General features: G+C 49.1%; 11 protein-coding genes. 6 read left to right on the top strand and 5 right to left on the bottom strand.

What is annotated here, in order from left to right; translation table 11 throughout:
* Positions 1-197: 197 nt before the first annotated feature.
* The 4 genes from N8M53_RS15065 (at position 198) to N8M53_RS15080 (ending at position 4354) form a co-directional block, all read left to right on the top strand.
* A complete protein-coding gene (locus N8M53_RS15065) occupies positions 198-1196 on the top strand; it encodes an amino acid ABC transporter substrate-binding protein (RefSeq protein WP_420066627.1) in 999 nt (332 codons plus the stop codon).
* Positions 1197-1281: 85 nt separating this feature from the next.
* The gene (locus tag N8M53_RS15070) at positions 1282-2472 is read left to right on the top strand and encodes an amino acid ABC transporter permease (RefSeq protein WP_269580162.1); all 1191 of its coding nucleotides are present in this window, start codon (positions 1282-1284) and stop codon (positions 2470-2472) included.
* Positions 2473-2482: 10 nt separating this feature from the next.
* Entirely contained in the window at positions 2483-3574 is a 1092-nt protein-coding gene (locus N8M53_RS15075) for an amino acid ABC transporter permease (RefSeq protein ID WP_269580163.1), read from the top strand.
* A gap of 27 nt (positions 3575-3601) precedes the next feature.
* Entirely contained in the window at positions 3602-4354 is a 753-nt protein-coding gene (locus N8M53_RS15080; protein WP_269580164.1) for an amino acid ABC transporter ATP-binding protein, read from the top strand.
* Positions 4355-4415: 61 nt separating this feature from the next.
* Here the strand turns inward: N8M53_RS15080 and N8M53_RS15085 are convergent, their stop codons facing one another.
* Both N8M53_RS15085 and N8M53_RS15090 read right to left on the bottom strand, forming a co-directional pair.
* Complete coding sequence (locus N8M53_RS15085) at positions 4416-5645, bottom strand: sensor domain-containing diguanylate cyclase (protein ID WP_269580165.1); 1230 nt, start codon at positions 5643-5645, stop codon at positions 4416-4418.
* A 216-nt stretch (positions 5646-5861) separates the two neighbouring features.
* On the bottom strand, positions 5862-7844 hold the full coding sequence (locus tag N8M53_RS15090) for an exoribonuclease II (RefSeq protein WP_269580166.1): 1983 nt from the start codon (positions 7842-7844) through the stop codon (positions 5862-5864).
* A gap of 351 nt (positions 7845-8195) precedes the next feature.
* Between N8M53_RS15090 and N8M53_RS15095 the strand changes: the two genes are divergently transcribed.
* Both N8M53_RS15095 and N8M53_RS15100 read left to right on the top strand, forming a co-directional pair.
* The gene (locus N8M53_RS15095; RefSeq protein ID WP_269580167.1) at positions 8196-9998 is read left to right on the top strand and encodes a DEAD/DEAH box helicase; all 1803 of its coding nucleotides are present in this window, start codon (positions 8196-8198) and stop codon (positions 9996-9998) included.
* A 234-nt stretch (positions 9999-10232) separates the two neighbouring features.
* Positions 10233-11693, top strand: a complete 1461-nt coding sequence (locus tag N8M53_RS15100; protein ID WP_269580168.1) for a TrkH family potassium uptake protein — start codon at positions 10233-10235, stop codon at positions 11691-11693.
* On the opposite strand, the gene N8M53_RS15105 is transcribed toward N8M53_RS15100, so the two are convergent.
* The 3 genes from N8M53_RS15105 to N8M53_RS15115 all read right to left on the bottom strand — a co-directional run bounded on the left by N8M53_RS15105 (position 11694) and on the right by N8M53_RS15115 (position 16176).
* The gene (locus N8M53_RS15105; RefSeq protein ID WP_269580169.1) at positions 11694-13361 is read right to left on the bottom strand and encodes a pyridoxal phosphate-dependent decarboxylase family protein; all 1668 of its coding nucleotides are present in this window, start codon (positions 13359-13361) and stop codon (positions 11694-11696) included.
* Between the two features lie 166 nt (positions 13362-13527).
* Positions 13528-15438 carry a methyl-accepting chemotaxis protein gene (locus N8M53_RS15110; protein WP_269580170.1) on the bottom strand — a complete coding sequence of 637 codons (1911 nt, stop codon included), beginning with the start codon at positions 15436-15438 and terminating at the stop codon, positions 13528-13530.
* A 504-nt stretch (positions 15439-15942) separates the two neighbouring features.
* On the bottom strand, positions 15943-16176 hold the full coding sequence (locus N8M53_RS15115) for a DUF3283 family protein (RefSeq protein ID WP_269580171.1): 234 nt from the start codon (positions 16174-16176) through the stop codon (positions 15943-15945).
* Between the last annotated feature and the right edge of the window lie 25 nt (positions 16177-16201).

Genomic DNA, 16201 nt, shown 5'->3' on the forward strand with positions numbered 1-16201 from the left:
TATTAATCATGCTGTTTTCACGTTGATTCAGTCATCCATGCAGATAAATAAATTGATTTTTGTTTGCTGTAAAGACGATTGTCTTGCCAGGTGTAGGGCGACATGTGATGACACAGCGTTCATAGGATGAATGTCACTGGTTTTAAAAACCTCATGGAGGATACATGAAAGGAAAACTTCAGACGATTAGTGCAGTAATGCTGACAGCGGCAGCGATATCGACAAATGTCTTTGCTGCTGAATCCGGTTCAACCTTGGATAAGGTTAAATCACAAGGCTATTTGACCTGTGGTGTGAGCACGGGGTTGCCAGGCTTTTCCAACCCTGACTCTGACGGTGAGTGGAAAGGGATTGATGTGGCGTATTGTCAAGCCGTGGCGGCTGCTGTCCTGGAAGACAAGGAAAAAGTGAAGTTTGTGCCTTTAACGGCCAAAGAGCGCTTCACGGCATTGCAATCGGGCGAAGTGGATGTCTTATCGCGCAATACCACGTGGACATTGCACCGTGATACGGCGCTTGGCTTAAACTTTGTCGGCACTACTTTCTATGATGGTCAGGGCTTTATGGTTTCGAAAGAACTGGGGGTGGATAATGCCAGCCAGTTGGACGGTGCGTCGATTTGTATTCAATCTGGCACCACCACGGAATTAAACGTGGCTGACTATTTCCGCAAAAATGGCATGTCTTTTAACCCTGTCGTTTTCGATACCGCCTCGCAAACGGCGGCTGGTTTTGACTCCGGGCGTTGTGATGTCCTCACCTCAGACACGTCGCAGCTTTATGCGCTGCGCTTGAATTTGAAAGATCCCTCGTCTGCGGTTGTACTGCCTGACATTATTTCAAAAGAGCCACTTGGACCGGTGGTTAGGCAGGGCGATGATGCCTGGTTTAATGTGGCGAAGTGGGTATTGTTCTCGCTGATCAATGCAGAAGAATATGGGATCACCTCTGAGAACGCCGATGACATGTTGAAATCGAATGATCCGAACATTCAGCGAATCCTCGGCGTTGATGGCCCTAAAGGAAAGTCGCTCGGCTTACCGGACATGTGGGGGTACAACGTTGTCAAACAAGTGGGCAACTATGGCGAGTTGTTTGAGTCGCAAGTGGGTTCCGGTTCACCATTAAACATTTCACGTGGCGTGAACGCACTGTGGAGTGATGGTGGCTTTATGTATGCACCGCCAATTCGTTAAGTAAAAACCTAATACTGGATGCAAAAGAGCGATGCATCATCGCTCTTTTTAGCGATGTTTAAGTAAGTTGGTAGGTTATCGAAACATGAGCACGCCATTTATTTCAGAACAGAACGCTCAGAAGACGAGCATACTCTATAGCCCCGCTTTCCGATCAATACTTTTTCAAGTCCTATCCCTGATCGCTATTGCGGCATTTCTCTATTCGATTGTTAATAACACACAAGCCAACCTAGAGGCGAGAGGGATCACCACAGGGTTCGACTTTTTATCAGAAAAAGCGGGCTTTAATATCTCTATGTCATTGATTGAATACAGTGGCAGTGACACTTATGGCAGAACGTTTTTTGTCGGTTTGCTCAATACCGTCCTCGTTTCTTTTCTCGGTATTGTATTGGCTTCAATACTCGGGTTCATTATTGGTGTGGCCCGCTTGTCTTCCAACTGGCTAATAAAAAAGGTTGCGTCTGCCTATATCGAGATATTTAGGAATATTCCTTTACTACTGCAAATATTCTTCTGGTATTTTGCGGTGCTACAAACCTTGCCATCTCCTCGAAATAGCTTGAGCTTGGGAGAAGCCATTTTTCTCAATGTGCGAGGTTTGTATGTTCCCTCTATTGGTTTTAACCCTGAAGGATATTTTTTGCTTGGGACCCTTATTCTCGGTGTGTGCTTTACCTTTGTTACGCGTTTGTGGGGGAAAACCTATCAAGCACATACAGGGAAGCAAGTGCCAATAGGGCGCGTCGCGTTGGTGTTGTGTATCGTTGCTCCCGTTGTTGTATTCCTTTTTAGTCGTAGTCCTATCACTGTGAGCATGCCGGTGTTAAAGGGGTTTAATTTCTCTGGTGGTATTACAGTCATCCCCGAATTAGTGGCCTTGTTACTCGCTTTGAGTATTTATACCGCGGCGTTTATCGCAGAGATCGTACGCTCTGGCATTAACTCAGTGAGCCATGGGCAAAAGGAAGCGGCGCTGTCTTTAGGTATTGGCCCTGTGAAGACCTTGAAGCTTATCGTGATCCCTCAGGCCATGCGGGTCATTGTCCCTCCATTAACCAGTCAATATTTAAACCTGACGAAAAACTCTTCACTGGCGATGGCAATCGGGTATCCAGATTTGGTGTCTGTATTTGCCGGAACAACCTTAAACCAAACTGGGCAAGCGATAGAGATCATTGCAATGACAATGGCGGTTTATCTCACACTCAGCCTTGCCACATCGTTGGTCATGAATGTGTACAACAAGAAAGTTATGTTGACGGAAAGGTAGTGGTATCAGGATGAAAAAATATCATTTTAAGGAAGATGAAGCGCCACCTATCGACAACCATGGTGTCTTTTATTGGGCGAAGGAAAACCTGTTTAACAGTCCTTTAAATGTGGTGCTGACCATTGTCGTTTTGACGGCACTGTTTGCAGTAATCCCCCCTGTTGTCAGCTGGGTGATTATCCATGCCGATTGGGTCGGTCAAAGCCCAGAGGCATGCAGCAGCAGCGGCGCTTGTTGGGCTTTTATTGGTGTGCGTTGGGACCAGTTTATGTATGGGTTTTATCCCACTGAGGAGTTATGGCGACCGCAGCTTTTTTACGGCACGCTGGCGATATTGGTCGCGCTGCTTATGTACGATAAAACCCCTTATAAACGTTGGATAGGCGCGTTTGCCATCAGTGCTTACCCAATTTTGATTGCAACGCTACTGTATGGCGGTGCCTTTGGCTTAGAAAAAGTCGAAACCCATATGTGGGGCGGGCTACTAATTACCCTGGTCATTGCTCTGGTTGGCATTATTGCTTCTTTGCCTATTGGCATCCTATTGGCGCTTGGCCGCCGGTCTACCATGCCAGTCATACGATCGTTCAGCACGATTTATATTGAAATCTGGCGCGGCGTCCCGCTTATCACTGTGCTATTTATGGCATCGGTTATGTTGCCTTTATTTCTTGCCGAGGGCACAGACATCGATAAGTTGGTGAGAGCGCTGATTGGCGTAGTGATGTTTGCCTCTGCCTACATGGCTGAAGTGGTGCGAGGTGGGCTGCAAGCGATTCCCAAAGGCCAATATGAAGCGGCAGATGCGCTGGGGTTAACGTATTGGAAAAAAACTATCCTGGTTATTCTTCCTCAAGCGTTAAAAATTTCTATTCCATCGATTGTTAATACCTTTATTAGTCTCTTTAAAGATACCAGCCTGGTCTTAATTATTGGGATGTTTGATGTGCTAGGGATTGGGCAAACCGCAAACACTGATCCGGAGTGGCTAGGGTTTGCCACTGAAAGTTATGTGTTTGTGGCGTTTGTTTTCTGGATCTTCTGCTCGGGTATGTCTCGATATTCAATTTGGCTTGAAAAGCGCCTACATACGGGCCATTAAGCGTAGCGGCAGTAAGGATATAAAAATATGGACGTTATGAATAAAGATTATGTCATTGAAATAAAGAAAATGAACAAGTGGTATGGTGAATTCCATGCGTTGAAAGACATTAACCTTAAAGTTGAAAAAGGCGAGAAGATCGTTATCTGTGGGCCATCTGGCTCGGGAAAATCGACCATGATCCGATGTATTAATCACCTGGAGGAACATCAAAAAGGTCAGATAACCGTTGCGGGTGTGCCCCTGAATGACAATATCAAGAACATCCAAGCGGTACGGGATGAAGTGGGCATGTGTTTCCAGCATTTTAATTTATTTCCCCATCTGACCGTGTTGGATAACTGTACGCTTGCCCCTATTTGGGTGAAAAAAATGCCAAAATCCGAGGCCGAAGAGATCGCCATGCAGTACCTAGAGCGGGTTAAAATTCCTCATCAGGCCTTAAAATTTCCGGGACAGCTCTCCGGCGGCCAGCAACAGCGTGTCGCCATTGCTCGCTCACTGTGTATGAACCCAAATGTCATGTTGTTTGATGAGCCCACATCAGCCCTTGATCCAGAGATGGTACGCGAAGTGTTAGATGTGATGGTGGAATTAGCGGAAGGCGGAATGACCATGCTGTGTGTGACACATGAAATGGGGTTTGCCAAAGAAGTGGCCGACAGGGTGATTTTTATGGACGCAGGGGAAATCATAGAACAAAACACGCCCGCTGAATTTTTTAACGCGCCGCAGTTCGATCGTACTAAGCAGTTCTTGGATCAAATACTTAGCCACTAGCGCTGTGCGAGGCCCGTATTCGTCGGGCCTCTTGCACTGACTATCTTGGTTGATGGACGTTTTATACACTGCCTTTAATGCAGTTACGCCCGGCCTCTTTGGCTTTGTACAACGCCTTATCGGCCAGCTGCAGTACCTCGTCGGGGGTGTCGGCTTGCGAGGCATCGGCATAGCCAATACTAACCGTAATGTTGACCGGTTTTTTTCCGCTAGCATGTCCGCGCTTTTGCCGGCCTTGCTTGTCATCATGAGGACGAGACTCATCACGCAGCACTAAGGGGTAATTGGCGATATCCTCACGCAAGGCGTCGAGAAACGGCAGGCAGTGTTCGGTGGTTTTTCCTTTAAACAACAACGTAAATTCTTCGCCGCCGTAACGAAAGGCACTGGCGCCTCCTTCACAATGCGCCATATGTTTGGCGACAAGCTTAAGAACATCATCGCCTGTTTCGTGGCCGTATTTATCGTTAAATTTTTTAAAGTGGTCAACGTCGAGCATCGCAAGGGTATATTGGCGGCCTAGATGTTTGAGCTCGTCTTCAAGTGCGCGACGACCGGCAATTTCGGTAAGCCCATCAATAAAGGCCAGCTGGTGGCTGAGTGATACTTGGTTGGCAATCAATAACACGCCCGCCAACGAAAATATCAGCGAAGAAATGAAAGGCACGTTAAAAAATACGAGGGTTGTGACACCGCATAATACGCTGACAAAAGCGGCATGATCTTCGATGCTATTTTTGCGCAACAGTCGAATGGTACTGACACAGACCAAAATAGAAAGCAGCACGATCAGCAGCAGTGGCATGGGGCTCACTGACGTCACTCTTACTAATACTGGGTGTTGATGGAGATAGGTGGACAGCTCACCGAATTGCTGCACGAGAAGCGCACACCAACCGATTTCCATACCAATGGCGAGGAAAAAGAACAGACCAAACCGAGAGGTGAGTTTTTGATCGCGCACGATGATCATATACAGCAAGTTAATCGGAAGGGCGACCGTGAGCAGCAAGTACTCCATGTAGGTCGTGCCATGATTGAGTGGCGATTGCAGTCGCGTGAGGATCACTGTGTATCCCGCTAACAATATCACCACCATCATACCGACGCGGGCGCTTTTGAATAAGTGGCTTAAAAGTAGCGCGGTGAATAACAGAAAATATGGCGCGGCGTAAATTAAGTTGTAATAGGGGGCTAACGAGGCAATCAAGGGTTGATAGCTCGCGGCAAGCAGCAGTAATAAAACAATGGGGGTCCCCATACGGACCACAGATGAACGCAAAAACCCCATGAAACCTCTTATCTGGTTGAGGTAACACCATTAACTTACCACGGATAGCTTCTTAGGGGATGGCCTGACGCTGAGAATGTGATAACTGCAATGGTCTAGCTAGTCAGTTTATTTTAATGATTAGATTATCATTTTGGGGGCAAAAAGAAAGCCAAGCGATGGCTTGGCTTTCTGCGGACATTTTGCACGACGGGCGTGGTTAGAGCGAGAACAGCTCTATTCGCTCTGTGACGTCTCAGGCAGGGTAAATACCTGGGTCGGTTTGGCCACAATCGAGCGTGTTGTCTCTTTAATATCGGCAATTACCACTTCTAGGCTATCACCGAGCTTGAATTCAACGTTACCGTCGATAGTCACTGTGCCTGTTTCTTTATCACAGGCAATGCGGGTTTTGTTATCGATGATCAGCGACGATGGAATAAAGGCAGGTGCCCCGTTTTCCAACAAGCGTACACGCATTCCGGCCCGGTTGATGTCAAAAATCTCCGCGGTATAGCGGGTTTGCGCTTCAACTTCAGGCTTAAGTAAGCGGGTGTATAACCAGTCGGCGACATCACGCTCTGCCATACGGTGATGTTTACGGTGGCCGGCAAGCTCTTCACCCACGGTATCGGCCGGGGCATTGGCCTCGGTTTCGCCGCGAATAATCGCTTTAAGCAAGCGGTGGTTGATCATATCACCGTATTTACGGATAGGGGATGTCCATGTGGCATAGACATCCAAGCCCATCGCATAGTGTGGCGCTGGCTCATGGCCAATCTCGCTGTAGGCTTGGAAGCGGCGCAAGCGGTTATCAAGATAGGTGGTATCTAGGCTGTTTAACCAGCGACGAAGTGCACTGAAGCCTTCGACGGTAGCGAGGCTTTCGCTGTCTGCCTCGCCTTCATGCGCTTTTACTAGTTCAACCACATCGTCGAGCTTTTCGCTGTTAAAGCCGGCGTGTGTGTTGAAGATACCAAACCCGAATGCGTCACGAAGCTTGCGACCCGCGCAGATGTTGGCGCTGATCATTGACTCTTCCACGATCCGATTGGCAATACGACGCTGATCGGTGTGGATAGCAATCACATCGTTATCTTCGCTGAGTTCAAAGCGATAGTCAGGACGGTCGGGGAAGGTGACAGCATGCGTCTCACGCCACTGAATACGGGATAGCGCAAATTGATGTAATTGATGGATTTGATCCGCAATGTCGCTGCTCTCTGGCTGCCACGGCGCTTGTTCACCGAGCTCGATGTAATCAGAGACTTTGTCATACGCAAGCTGACCGTGTGATTGGATCCAAGCCGAGAAGAATTCAGCATCGTCGGCAATGGTGCCATCAGCATCGATATTAAAGGTGCAGCATAGTGCTGGGCGTTTTTCGTTGGCCCGCAGTGAACATAAGTCATCACTCAGATCACGCGGCAGCATTGGGATGTTTCGCCCAGGCAAATAAATAGTGAACCCGCGTTCACGAGCGACTTTATCAAGTGCCTCATCGGCATCAATGTATGCCGTTGGATCAGCAATGGCCACTGTCATGGTAAAGCCACCTTGTGCGTTGGCTTTAACGTACAGGGCATCATCCATGTCTTTGGTGGATTCGCTGTCGATGGTCACAAACGGTAAATCTGTCAGGTCGCGACGCTCTAGCCCTTGCTCCAGCAGTGGCCACTCATCTTTTGGTGCAGGCTCTTGGTTGGGCAAGTTGTGTTTGGCCAGCGTGACCCACCACGGGGCAATTTTATCGTCCGCATCAGTGATTTTTTCACTGACCTGGCACATAAAGTTGTCATCGCCTTTCAGTGGATGGCGGATGAGGGATGCGACGACCCAGTCACCTTCTTTCAAGTTGTCTTGCGACAAGCCACGCTGCGTTTTTGCGCGCAAAGCGTCTTTCATTTGCGGGTGATCGGGGACCACGTTTAAACGATTACGGATCCACTGCACACGGCCAATAAAGCGATCTAAGCTGGCTTCTACCAGCGTATCCGGCTCGGCCACTTCGCGATCTTTCTCCGTGCGCACGAAGGCTTCAACACGGTCACCGTGGAGCACTTTCTTCATATAAGGAGGCGGAATGAAAAGGCTGGTCTTGTCATCAACTTCTAGGAAGCCGAAGCCTTTTTCGGTGGCTTTTACCTGGCCTTCTTTTTTCGGCAAGGTTTCTTGGATCTGTTGCTTTAGCTGTGCTAGCAGGGGATTGTCTTGAAACATAACTCGGGTCTCGATAAACGGATCGCCACACTATACGGATTCACTGTTTCAAAACCAACCCGTGACACTAAAATCCTGTGACCTGACTTGAATGCATGAAAAGTGCGGGGAATACCTGCGGATTTCGATGGCTCTGTGAACAAATTGCTATAAACCTGCCCACACGCCGCAAATTTTGTGAACTTGTTCAACTTTTTCTGGCTTTTTTGGTGTAAATAGCGCAGAATGCACATCCTTAATGACCGAGGCCCATGGCGCTGGTGACTGACACTGCATGAAAGACAGTGTTGCATGGTTGAGCAGAACGCTTGAGGGGCCCCGTTTCGCTACACTCTATAGATTGGGATCCCAATGCAAGAATCTGTAACCAAATTTCGCCAGTTAGATCTGGCCGACACCCTTTTGTCTGCGCTTGACTCAATGGGCTTTGAAACCCCCACACCTATCCAAGCCGCTTCTATCCCTGTACTTCTTGAAGGCCGTGACGCACTCGGTAAAGCACAGACGGGTACGGGTAAAACCGCTGCATTCTCGCTGCCACTGCTGAACAAAGTCGATCTGAGCCAACGTAAACCACAAGCTATCATTATGGCTCCGACTCGCGAGCTTGCCATCCAAGTCGCAGCGGAAATGAAGACGCTGGCACAGAACATCAAAGGCTTAAAAGTCCTTGAGATCTACGGCGGTGCGTCGATTGTTGACCAAATGAAAGCGCTGAAAAGCGGCGCGCACATCGTGGTGGGCACACCAGGGCGTGTGAAAGATTTGATCAACCGCGATCGCTTGAAGCTTGACGAAGTGCATACCTTTATCCTCGACGAAGCGGATGAAATGCTCAAAATGGGCTTTGTGGACGATGTTACCTGGATCATGGAGCAAGCGCCTGAGAGTGCACAGCGCATCCTATTCTCGGCAACCATGCCTCCTATCGTTAAACAAATTGTTGACCGCTTCTTGCGTGAACCGGCACGTGTCGACGTCGCGGGGAGCAACCGTACGGTTGAGAAGGTTGAGCAGCAGTTCTGGGTGGTTAAAGGCGTTGAAAAAGACGAAGCGATGAGCCGTCTGCTAGAAACGCAAGACACCGATGCATCTATCGTGTTTGTGCGCACCCGCCAAGACACCGAGCGCTTAGCTGATTGGTTGTCAGCGCGTGGCTTTAAAGCTGCGGCACTGCACGGGGATATCCCACAGTCATTGCGTGAGCGCACGGTTGATCACTTAAAGCGTGGCGTGATTGATATTTTGGTCGCGACCGACGTCGTGGCACGTGGCCTTGATGTACCGCGCATCACTCACGTATTTAACTATGATATTCCGTTTGATGCGGAGTCTTACATTCACCGTATTGGTCGTACTGGCCGTGCAGGCCGCGCCGGTAAAGCGATTTTGTTGGTGCGTCCTAACCAAATGCGCATGCTGCGCACGGTTGAGCGTGTCACGCAGACCAAAATGGAAGAAATTCAGCTGCCAAACCGCGATAAAGTGGCGGAAGCGCGTGTCGCTCAGCTAGCCGGTGAGTTGGCTGAAAAGAAAGATGGCGACGCCATGGCACCTTTCGTTGAGTTGATTGAGCAACTGCAAAACGATATCGACGTGGATGCAACCACCTTGGCGGCGATGTTGCTGCAACGCCAGCAAGGCAAGCGTCCATTGTTCTACAAAGGCCCAGACCCGATGATTGCGGCGATGGAGCGTGAGAAACAACGCCGTGAACGTCGTCGTGACGATCGTCAAAATGGCACTGACCGTCGTGACACCAACCCAGCTGATTGGGATACGTACCAGTTGGACGTGGGTCGTGAGCAAGGTGTTCAGGTTAAAGATATCGTGGGCGCAATTGCCAATGAGCTTGGCTTAAACAAGCAAAACATTGGCGCAATCAAGCTGGCCCCGGCACATACGTTTGTACAGTTGCCAAAAACCATGCCGAAAGACGTGTTTGCACAATTGCAAAAACTGCGTATTCGCCAAAAAGAGACCAACGCACAGCGTGTTGAAGGTCAAATCATGCGCGAGCGCCGTGGTGGTGACCGTAATGGTGGCGGACGTGGTCGCAATGAGCGCGGACGTGGTGAACGTCGTTTCAATCGTGACCGCGGCAATGAGCGTCGTGGTAGCGCTGCGCGCGGCGAACGTCGTCAAGCACAGTAAAAAGAGGAAGCCGGGCAGTGATGCCCGGCTTTTTTATAACGTGTCTGCGATGTAATGCCTTGTATGCAGGGTATTAACGACGTAGATATGAGGTCTAAAACCACCATGACATCTTGGGGTTAGACCGATATAGTTAAGCAGTGAGGTGATAAACGTCACGGCACTGTTTGTCGCTACGCGTGGTGGCGATGGATCGATAAACCACGAGCGTGTTAATGATGAGTTGCCTCTGTCATGATTAACTTTAAAAATACCCTGCGTCTGCTTGGCATGCCTATTTTATGGATGGGTGTTGTCCAATTTGTTTTTGGACTCTTGTCGCTGTTTTTGTTTCGCGATGGGGTTTCAAAGCACTTCTTTTATCCTTCCTTGCTAATGATGATTTCATCATTGGCTATCTCGTGGCTTTTTCGGCAAAGCAAACTCAATCAGGTCACCTTTCGTGATGCCTTGTTGTTTTCGACCCTGACTTGGGTGTTAGTGGGCCTGCTGGGCGGTATCCCGATAGAGCTGGTCACCGGGGTCAACTTTACCGATGCCACGTTTGAGTCGATCAGTGCGTTGAGTACGGCGGGGGCCACTATTTTGAGTGGCCTGGATAATATGCCTGCTTCATTCCTGCTCTATCGCCAGTTTTTACAATGGATGGGGGGACTTGGCGTGGTGATCTTTGTGGTCGCGGTCTTGCCGATGCTCAACGTGGGTGGCATGCGGCTATTAAAAGCGGAAACGCCTGGACCAATCAAAGACGAAAAACTCTCTCCTCGAATATCAAAAACGGCGCACTATTTGTGGGGGGTATACATGGTGATCACCATCGTATGTGCTCTGGCCTATTATGTGGCGGGAATGAGCGCGTACGATGCGATAGCACATAGTTTTTCTACCGTCTCAACCGGTGGGTTCTCCACCCACGATGCCAGTATGTGGCACTTTCAAAGCCATCTTATCTTAATGATTTCTAATGTCTTTATGTTGTTAGGGGCGATCAACTTTGGCTTGCACTTTCGTATTTTCCGTCTCGGGTGGCGCGGCCTAAAGCTCTATTTTGATGACGAAGAATCACGGGTGTTTTTGATTGTGGTGGCGTGCCTGTCTCTGATGTTGGGCTTTTACTTATTCGGCGAAGCCCGTTATGAGTCGCTTTGGGTATCATTAAGTTTTGCAGCGTTCCATGTGGTTTCTTTTATTACCAGTACTGGTTTTGGCGCGGCGGATTTAAGCTCGTGGCCAGCGGCCACCGCTTTATTTTTAGTTTTTTGTGCCTATCTGGGTGGCTGCTCAGGGTCAACGGCGGGCGGCAATAAAATTATTCGCGATATTGTTACCTTTAAAATTATTCGTCGCCAATTACACCAACTCGTGCACCCTTCAGCGATCATCCCCATCCGCTATCAAGATAAGGTGGTTTCGAACGATGTCACCCAAGCGGTAATGGCATTTATGTCGCTAGCCGCGTTGACCACCGGTGCATTCACCTTGTTGATGATGATGACTGGGTTGGATTTTTGGTCGGCATTTACCGCTGTGGTCGCATGTATCAATGTGCTTGGGCCAGGTTTTGGTGAAGTAGGTAGTAACTTCCAGCCGGTGACAGACACTGGGATTTGGATCCTAAATGTTGCCATGATACTGGGGCGTTTGGAGTACTTCACCGTACTGGCGCTGTTTATGCCGCATTTTTGGCGTTGGTAACTAGACCAATTGCTCTGCGTGTTCAGGGCTTAGTGAAACGACAAACTCATCAATGTGTGGGTAACGCGTGTACGGATTTAAAAACACCGCTTTTTCCCCAGGAATAAATAGGCATTGGCCATTAGGGTCAAACTCCGTGTGTGCAATGGACTCAACCCAATTGGTTTTTAACTTCTTGCCTTGGCGCTCGAGAAAGTGTTGGCGGTGAAACAGGCTATGTTGAGTAATGCTGTCAATACGCGCGCCAACTTGATGCAGTGTTTGTTCTTGTTGGAACATCGCAGCCACATCGAGTGTCGGTGACGGCTGGTAGAGGCGAAACGCTACCGTGGGCCCCAGGTTATCACCAGCGACGACCTTGCAATGAGGGAGGGCGTCTAGGTGTGCTTTTAAATACTCGGCATTTTGCAGGCTGTGCGCAATCATGGTCTGATAACCACGTTTGCCCAACATATTGAGGGCGCAATAACTCCCATAGGCGCCTGCTGCGCCACGTGAGCATTCTATTGTCGACTGTAAATGCGTTTGTTGTGTTTTGCTGGTTTCAAAATAAGAAAAGTAATGCGGATCTTGCTTAAGGTGCTCCATGTCCGTTTGCTGTTTGAACATCACTAGGCTGGCGGTATAGGGCACAAACCCCCACTTTTGAAAATCGATAGTGATGGAATCGGCAAAGCGTAGCCCGCGAATGCGCGGTATTAATGCTTGCAGTTTGTTCAGCGTCGCGGTGTTGATGCCTATGGGGTTGGCGGCGAAATCATAATCGTTGAACATCACTAGTGGCCACCCGACTGCCGCATCAACATGAATATGTGGTTTTACTGACGTGTTAAAGCGCTGACAGGCTCGTGTCGTGATCTGATACACGCGTTCAATATCGTCAATGGCAAAGGTATCTGTGGTGCCAAAGGTCAGCAAAATGGTAGGCACCGGCATCTTTTCTGCTAAACAATGATTGAGCGAATAGGCAAAGTCATCCAAGTCAAGCCGGTTGTTGGCATCCACTTTTATACGCAATACCTGGTTGGGGATATCTGTGCCCAATAAACCGAGGTTGGTCATATTAGAATAGTGACCGGCGAGGGAGTTAATCATGCGAAAGTCTTGTCCTTGCAACCCCCGCTGGCCTGATAGCGGGAACTGCTTCCTTAAGCCCATCAAATAGCCGTACAAATTGCCGAACGTCCCACCTTGGGTGAAGATCCCGGTTGCTTGGTCAGGATCATAGCCAATTAAATTAGCGACTTGACGTACGAGTGTTTTTTCTAGCTCAACTGACATCCCCGCGTATTCGCTATACACGAGATTAGGGTTCGCCATAGTAGCAAGGAGAGCCCCATGTATCGCGGGATCGCACGGGGCGGTGATCACGTTTTCTACCGCGCGAGGTGATGTCCAATCTTTGGAGTAGGTGGCGGCTTGCAGTGCCAGATGAGGCAGTGTCTTGGCGCTAATATCACTTTGTTCGGGAATATGCGTTTGTTGATTAAATTGACTCGCCGCGTCGGCCACGGCAGGATGCATGCCGTTCTCCAGCCAATGAGCCAGCTCTGGCGTCCGGTAGACAGGCCAACGATCAGGGTCTCGATTGAAAAAATGCTGACGAATGGTTTGGTATTGTTGTGCAAACGTTGCGGTTAAAGCGTGTGCTGGAAAAGAACGAGACATAGGTACAACCCTCGCCAATAGAGAGCAGGCAGTCGCGCACTGCCTGATCGGGTGGAACGTCAGCCATAGTGGGTCAGCTGAGTGCTGAGCTTCGTGTGGCTTCGCACGGGGTATGACGCCGCTGATTTGCAACGCCAACCCCGCTGAGCAATATGGCTTTGGTGACTTATTGCAACTTAAAGTTATGAACCATGCGGTCCAGCTCTTCGTTCGAGTGAGTCAGCGACTTGGTGGCCGCGGTGGTTTGATTTCCGCTTTCTACCAGCTTGTTGACCATATCCCGAATCGAGAGCATGTTTTTGCTGAGCTCTTCGGCGACAGAGCTTTGTTGCTCGGTGGCTGTGGCGATTTGGGTGCTCACATCGTCGATTTCGGTGACAGACGAGCTCATAATGGTCAAGCTGTTAGACACTTCTGAGGTCTTGTCTGCCGTGGTCTGACACTGTTCTTTGGTCTTCTCCATGGCCTCGACCACACTCGACGTACCATCGAGTAACGCGGTGAGCATCTCCGAAATTTCGGTGGTGCTGCTTTGCGTGCGAGCAGCGAGGGCGCGTACTTCATCGGCAACCACCGCAAAACCTCGGCCTTGCTCGCCTGCGCGCGCCGCTTCAATGGCCGCGTTGAGCGCCAGCAAATTCGTTTGTTCTGAAATTTCGCCAATCACCGTCAGCACGTCACTAATCCGGTTAGCATCTTTGTTCATGCTAGTGATTCGGCCAGACATTTCTTCCACCTCGTCCACTAAGGCACTGACCGTGATCACCGCATTGTCGACTACTTTAAGTGATTGATTTGCCTCCTTACTTGCTGAGGCGGTAATACTGTTCGATTGGGAAACGTTCTCTGCAATGTTTCTTGCGCTCTCACTCATTTGAGTGATTGCCGTGACAACTTGCTCGGTTTCAGCTGAGTGAGCATCCAGTACGGACTCATTTTCGCTGGTGGTTTGTGACAGCTGGCTAATATTGGCTGAAATGGCTTGGCTGGACTCGGCGACGTTCAGCATCATGCTTTGTAAATTTTCAACAAAGCGGTTGAAGCCATCACTGATTTGCGCCAAGTCATCATTGCCGTTCACATCGAGACGAGCGGTCAAATCCCCTTCGCCACGCGACAGATCCAGGACCGCTTCTTTGAGTTTGAGTAAGGGGCGATACGAAAATTGAATAATCGCATAAATGGCACCCAGACTGACGATGAGCAGTATCACGCCTGTCGCGACAGAATCGATTTGTGCATCACGAACCCCGGCCAATGCGGTTTGTTGGTCGACAAAGACCATCAGGGTCCAATATCTGTCTTCGGTTAAGTTCACGCGTTGGAAATAGCCATCAAATTGAATGCCCATGTAGGGGAAAGTAAGGTGTCCTTGCTCGTTACTACGGAACATGCTTTCCATTTGTGAAAAATTGGGACTAATTTGAGACGGAGTTTTACCGATATCATTGGGGTCGTCACTGGCAAAAAACACCGCGTTTTGATCCGTCAATGTAGCGGCCCCACCGGCAAAGCGCATGTCACTGACTTGAGTGATGACATTTTCCAAGGGAATATCACCGAGGAGTGCCCCGATAAACTGGCCGTTTTCAAATACAGGCGCCACGGCGCTGATCACTTTTCCTCCCGTCACCTTGTCCGTATAAATTTCAGTTAAATGAATGGATTGATCGGATTTAACTGTGCGGTACCAGTCTCGATTTCGGAAGTTGTACTCGTCGGTCGTGACGCCATCTCCACTGTGGTTAGACATGTACGACGCACCGTTTTCGTAGGTCATGATCACATTGGCAATACCAGCGGTATCCGCAAGCATGCGTACCTGCGCCACATTCTCTTGGCCGTTGAGATCTGTTGAAAAGTGGCTGGCACCTTGCTCTACCGCCGTAAGTTGAGACTGAACCAGCTGCTCTAGCTCCGTCACATGGTGGTCAAGCTTGTTTTGTGTTTGGGTGACGAGTGCCTCGACCATCCGATCACGCAGTGACAATGCGTTAATCGAACCGAGAACCACCAAAGAGAGGGTGACGAGCAGTCCTACCCCCCAAATAATGCGAGATTTAAACCCTAAGGTCATAGTGATTACCCCTTACAGAGTGCGTGTTTGCTTGTCTAAAAAGTAAGGGTGCTTCCTGTGCTTGGTGAGCGTATGTTGTCCGCTTTTTTATGCGGCTTTTTGTGTTGCCCATCAAGGAGTCACCCAGCCAACGTTTATTTGAAATTAGTGCAGATGTAACTTTTATACCAAATAAGAAAGACTTTTTGATAAGAGTAACAATAGAGGGGGAGTACGTTTTTCGCTAGGTGAGAAGATGAAAAATGTATAACAATTTGGCGCGTTTCGAATGAAGGAATTGTTAGGAAATTAAGACAGAGCGTTGGGTTTTAAACGCGCGTGTAAGATGCTCACTTATCTAAGCGCTTTATTTTTAGTACTTATCACCAGCGAGTGAAATAAAAACAAACAGTGGCAAGGTGTCGAGATGCATGAAAGGATGGCGTGATGATGTCCGCGATAAAAACCGTGTGGCGTACGCTGACTGACAGGTTCCAGCACCGGTACCAAGGTGCTGGTGAAACCTTATTCGGGGGCGGTGGCCTCTGGGATGATAAAGGCCTCAGGTTGTGCTCGGTATTTTTCTACACTGGCGAGGTACACCTCGCGTTGCCAGTCGACTAAGGCGCTGGCTTCGTCTTGGTAAAGGCTTTGTGGCGCTTGGTTGTTTACTACCTTCCATACGGCGTAGGCAGCTTGCTTATCGAGTTCAATTTTTTGTTTCTCGTCGGCAGGTAGATTTGCCAAGTTGACGTCCATAGCACATCTCTTATCTGAACAGGGC

The organism is Salinivibrio kushneri (assembly GCF_027286325.1).
Taxonomy (GTDB): Bacteria; Pseudomonadota; Gammaproteobacteria; order Enterobacterales; family Vibrionaceae; genus Salinivibrio; species Salinivibrio kushneri_A.

Excerpts from the sequence above, each read along its gene's own strand:
- N8M53_RS15065 (WP_420066627.1), top strand. The coding sequence starts at position 198 with ATGCTGACAGCGGCAGCGATATCGACAAATGTCTTTGCTGCTGAATCC.
- N8M53_RS15070 (WP_269580162.1), top strand. The coding sequence starts at position 1,282 with ATGAGCACGCCATTTATTTCAGAACAGAACGCTCAGAAGACGAGCATA.
- N8M53_RS15075 (WP_269580163.1), top strand. The coding sequence starts at position 2,483 with ATGAAAAAATATCATTTTAAGGAAGATGAAGCGCCACCTATCGACAAC.
- N8M53_RS15080 (WP_269580164.1), top strand. The coding sequence starts at position 3,602 with ATGGACGTTATGAATAAAGATTATGTCATTGAAATAAAGAAAATGAAC.
- N8M53_RS15085 (WP_269580165.1), bottom strand. The coding sequence starts at position 5,645 with ATGGGGTTTTTGCGTTCATCTGTGGTCCGTATGGGGACCCCCATTGTT.
- N8M53_RS15090 (WP_269580166.1), bottom strand. The coding sequence starts at position 7,844 with ATGTTTCAAGACAATCCCCTGCTAGCACAGCTAAAGCAACAGATCCAA.
- N8M53_RS15095 (WP_269580167.1), top strand. The coding sequence starts at position 8,196 with ATGCAAGAATCTGTAACCAAATTTCGCCAGTTAGATCTGGCCGACACC.
- N8M53_RS15100 (WP_269580168.1), top strand. The coding sequence starts at position 10,233 with ATGATTAACTTTAAAAATACCCTGCGTCTGCTTGGCATGCCTATTTTA.
- N8M53_RS15105 (WP_269580169.1), bottom strand. The coding sequence starts at position 13,361 with ATGTCTCGTTCTTTTCCAGCACACGCTTTAACCGCAACGTTTGCACAA.
- N8M53_RS15110 (WP_269580170.1), bottom strand. The coding sequence starts at position 15,438 with ATGACCTTAGGGTTTAAATCTCGCATTATTTGGGGGGTAGGACTGCTC.
- N8M53_RS15115 (WP_269580171.1), bottom strand. The coding sequence starts at position 16,176 with ATGGACGTCAACTTGGCAAATCTACCTGCCGACGAGAAACAAAAAATT.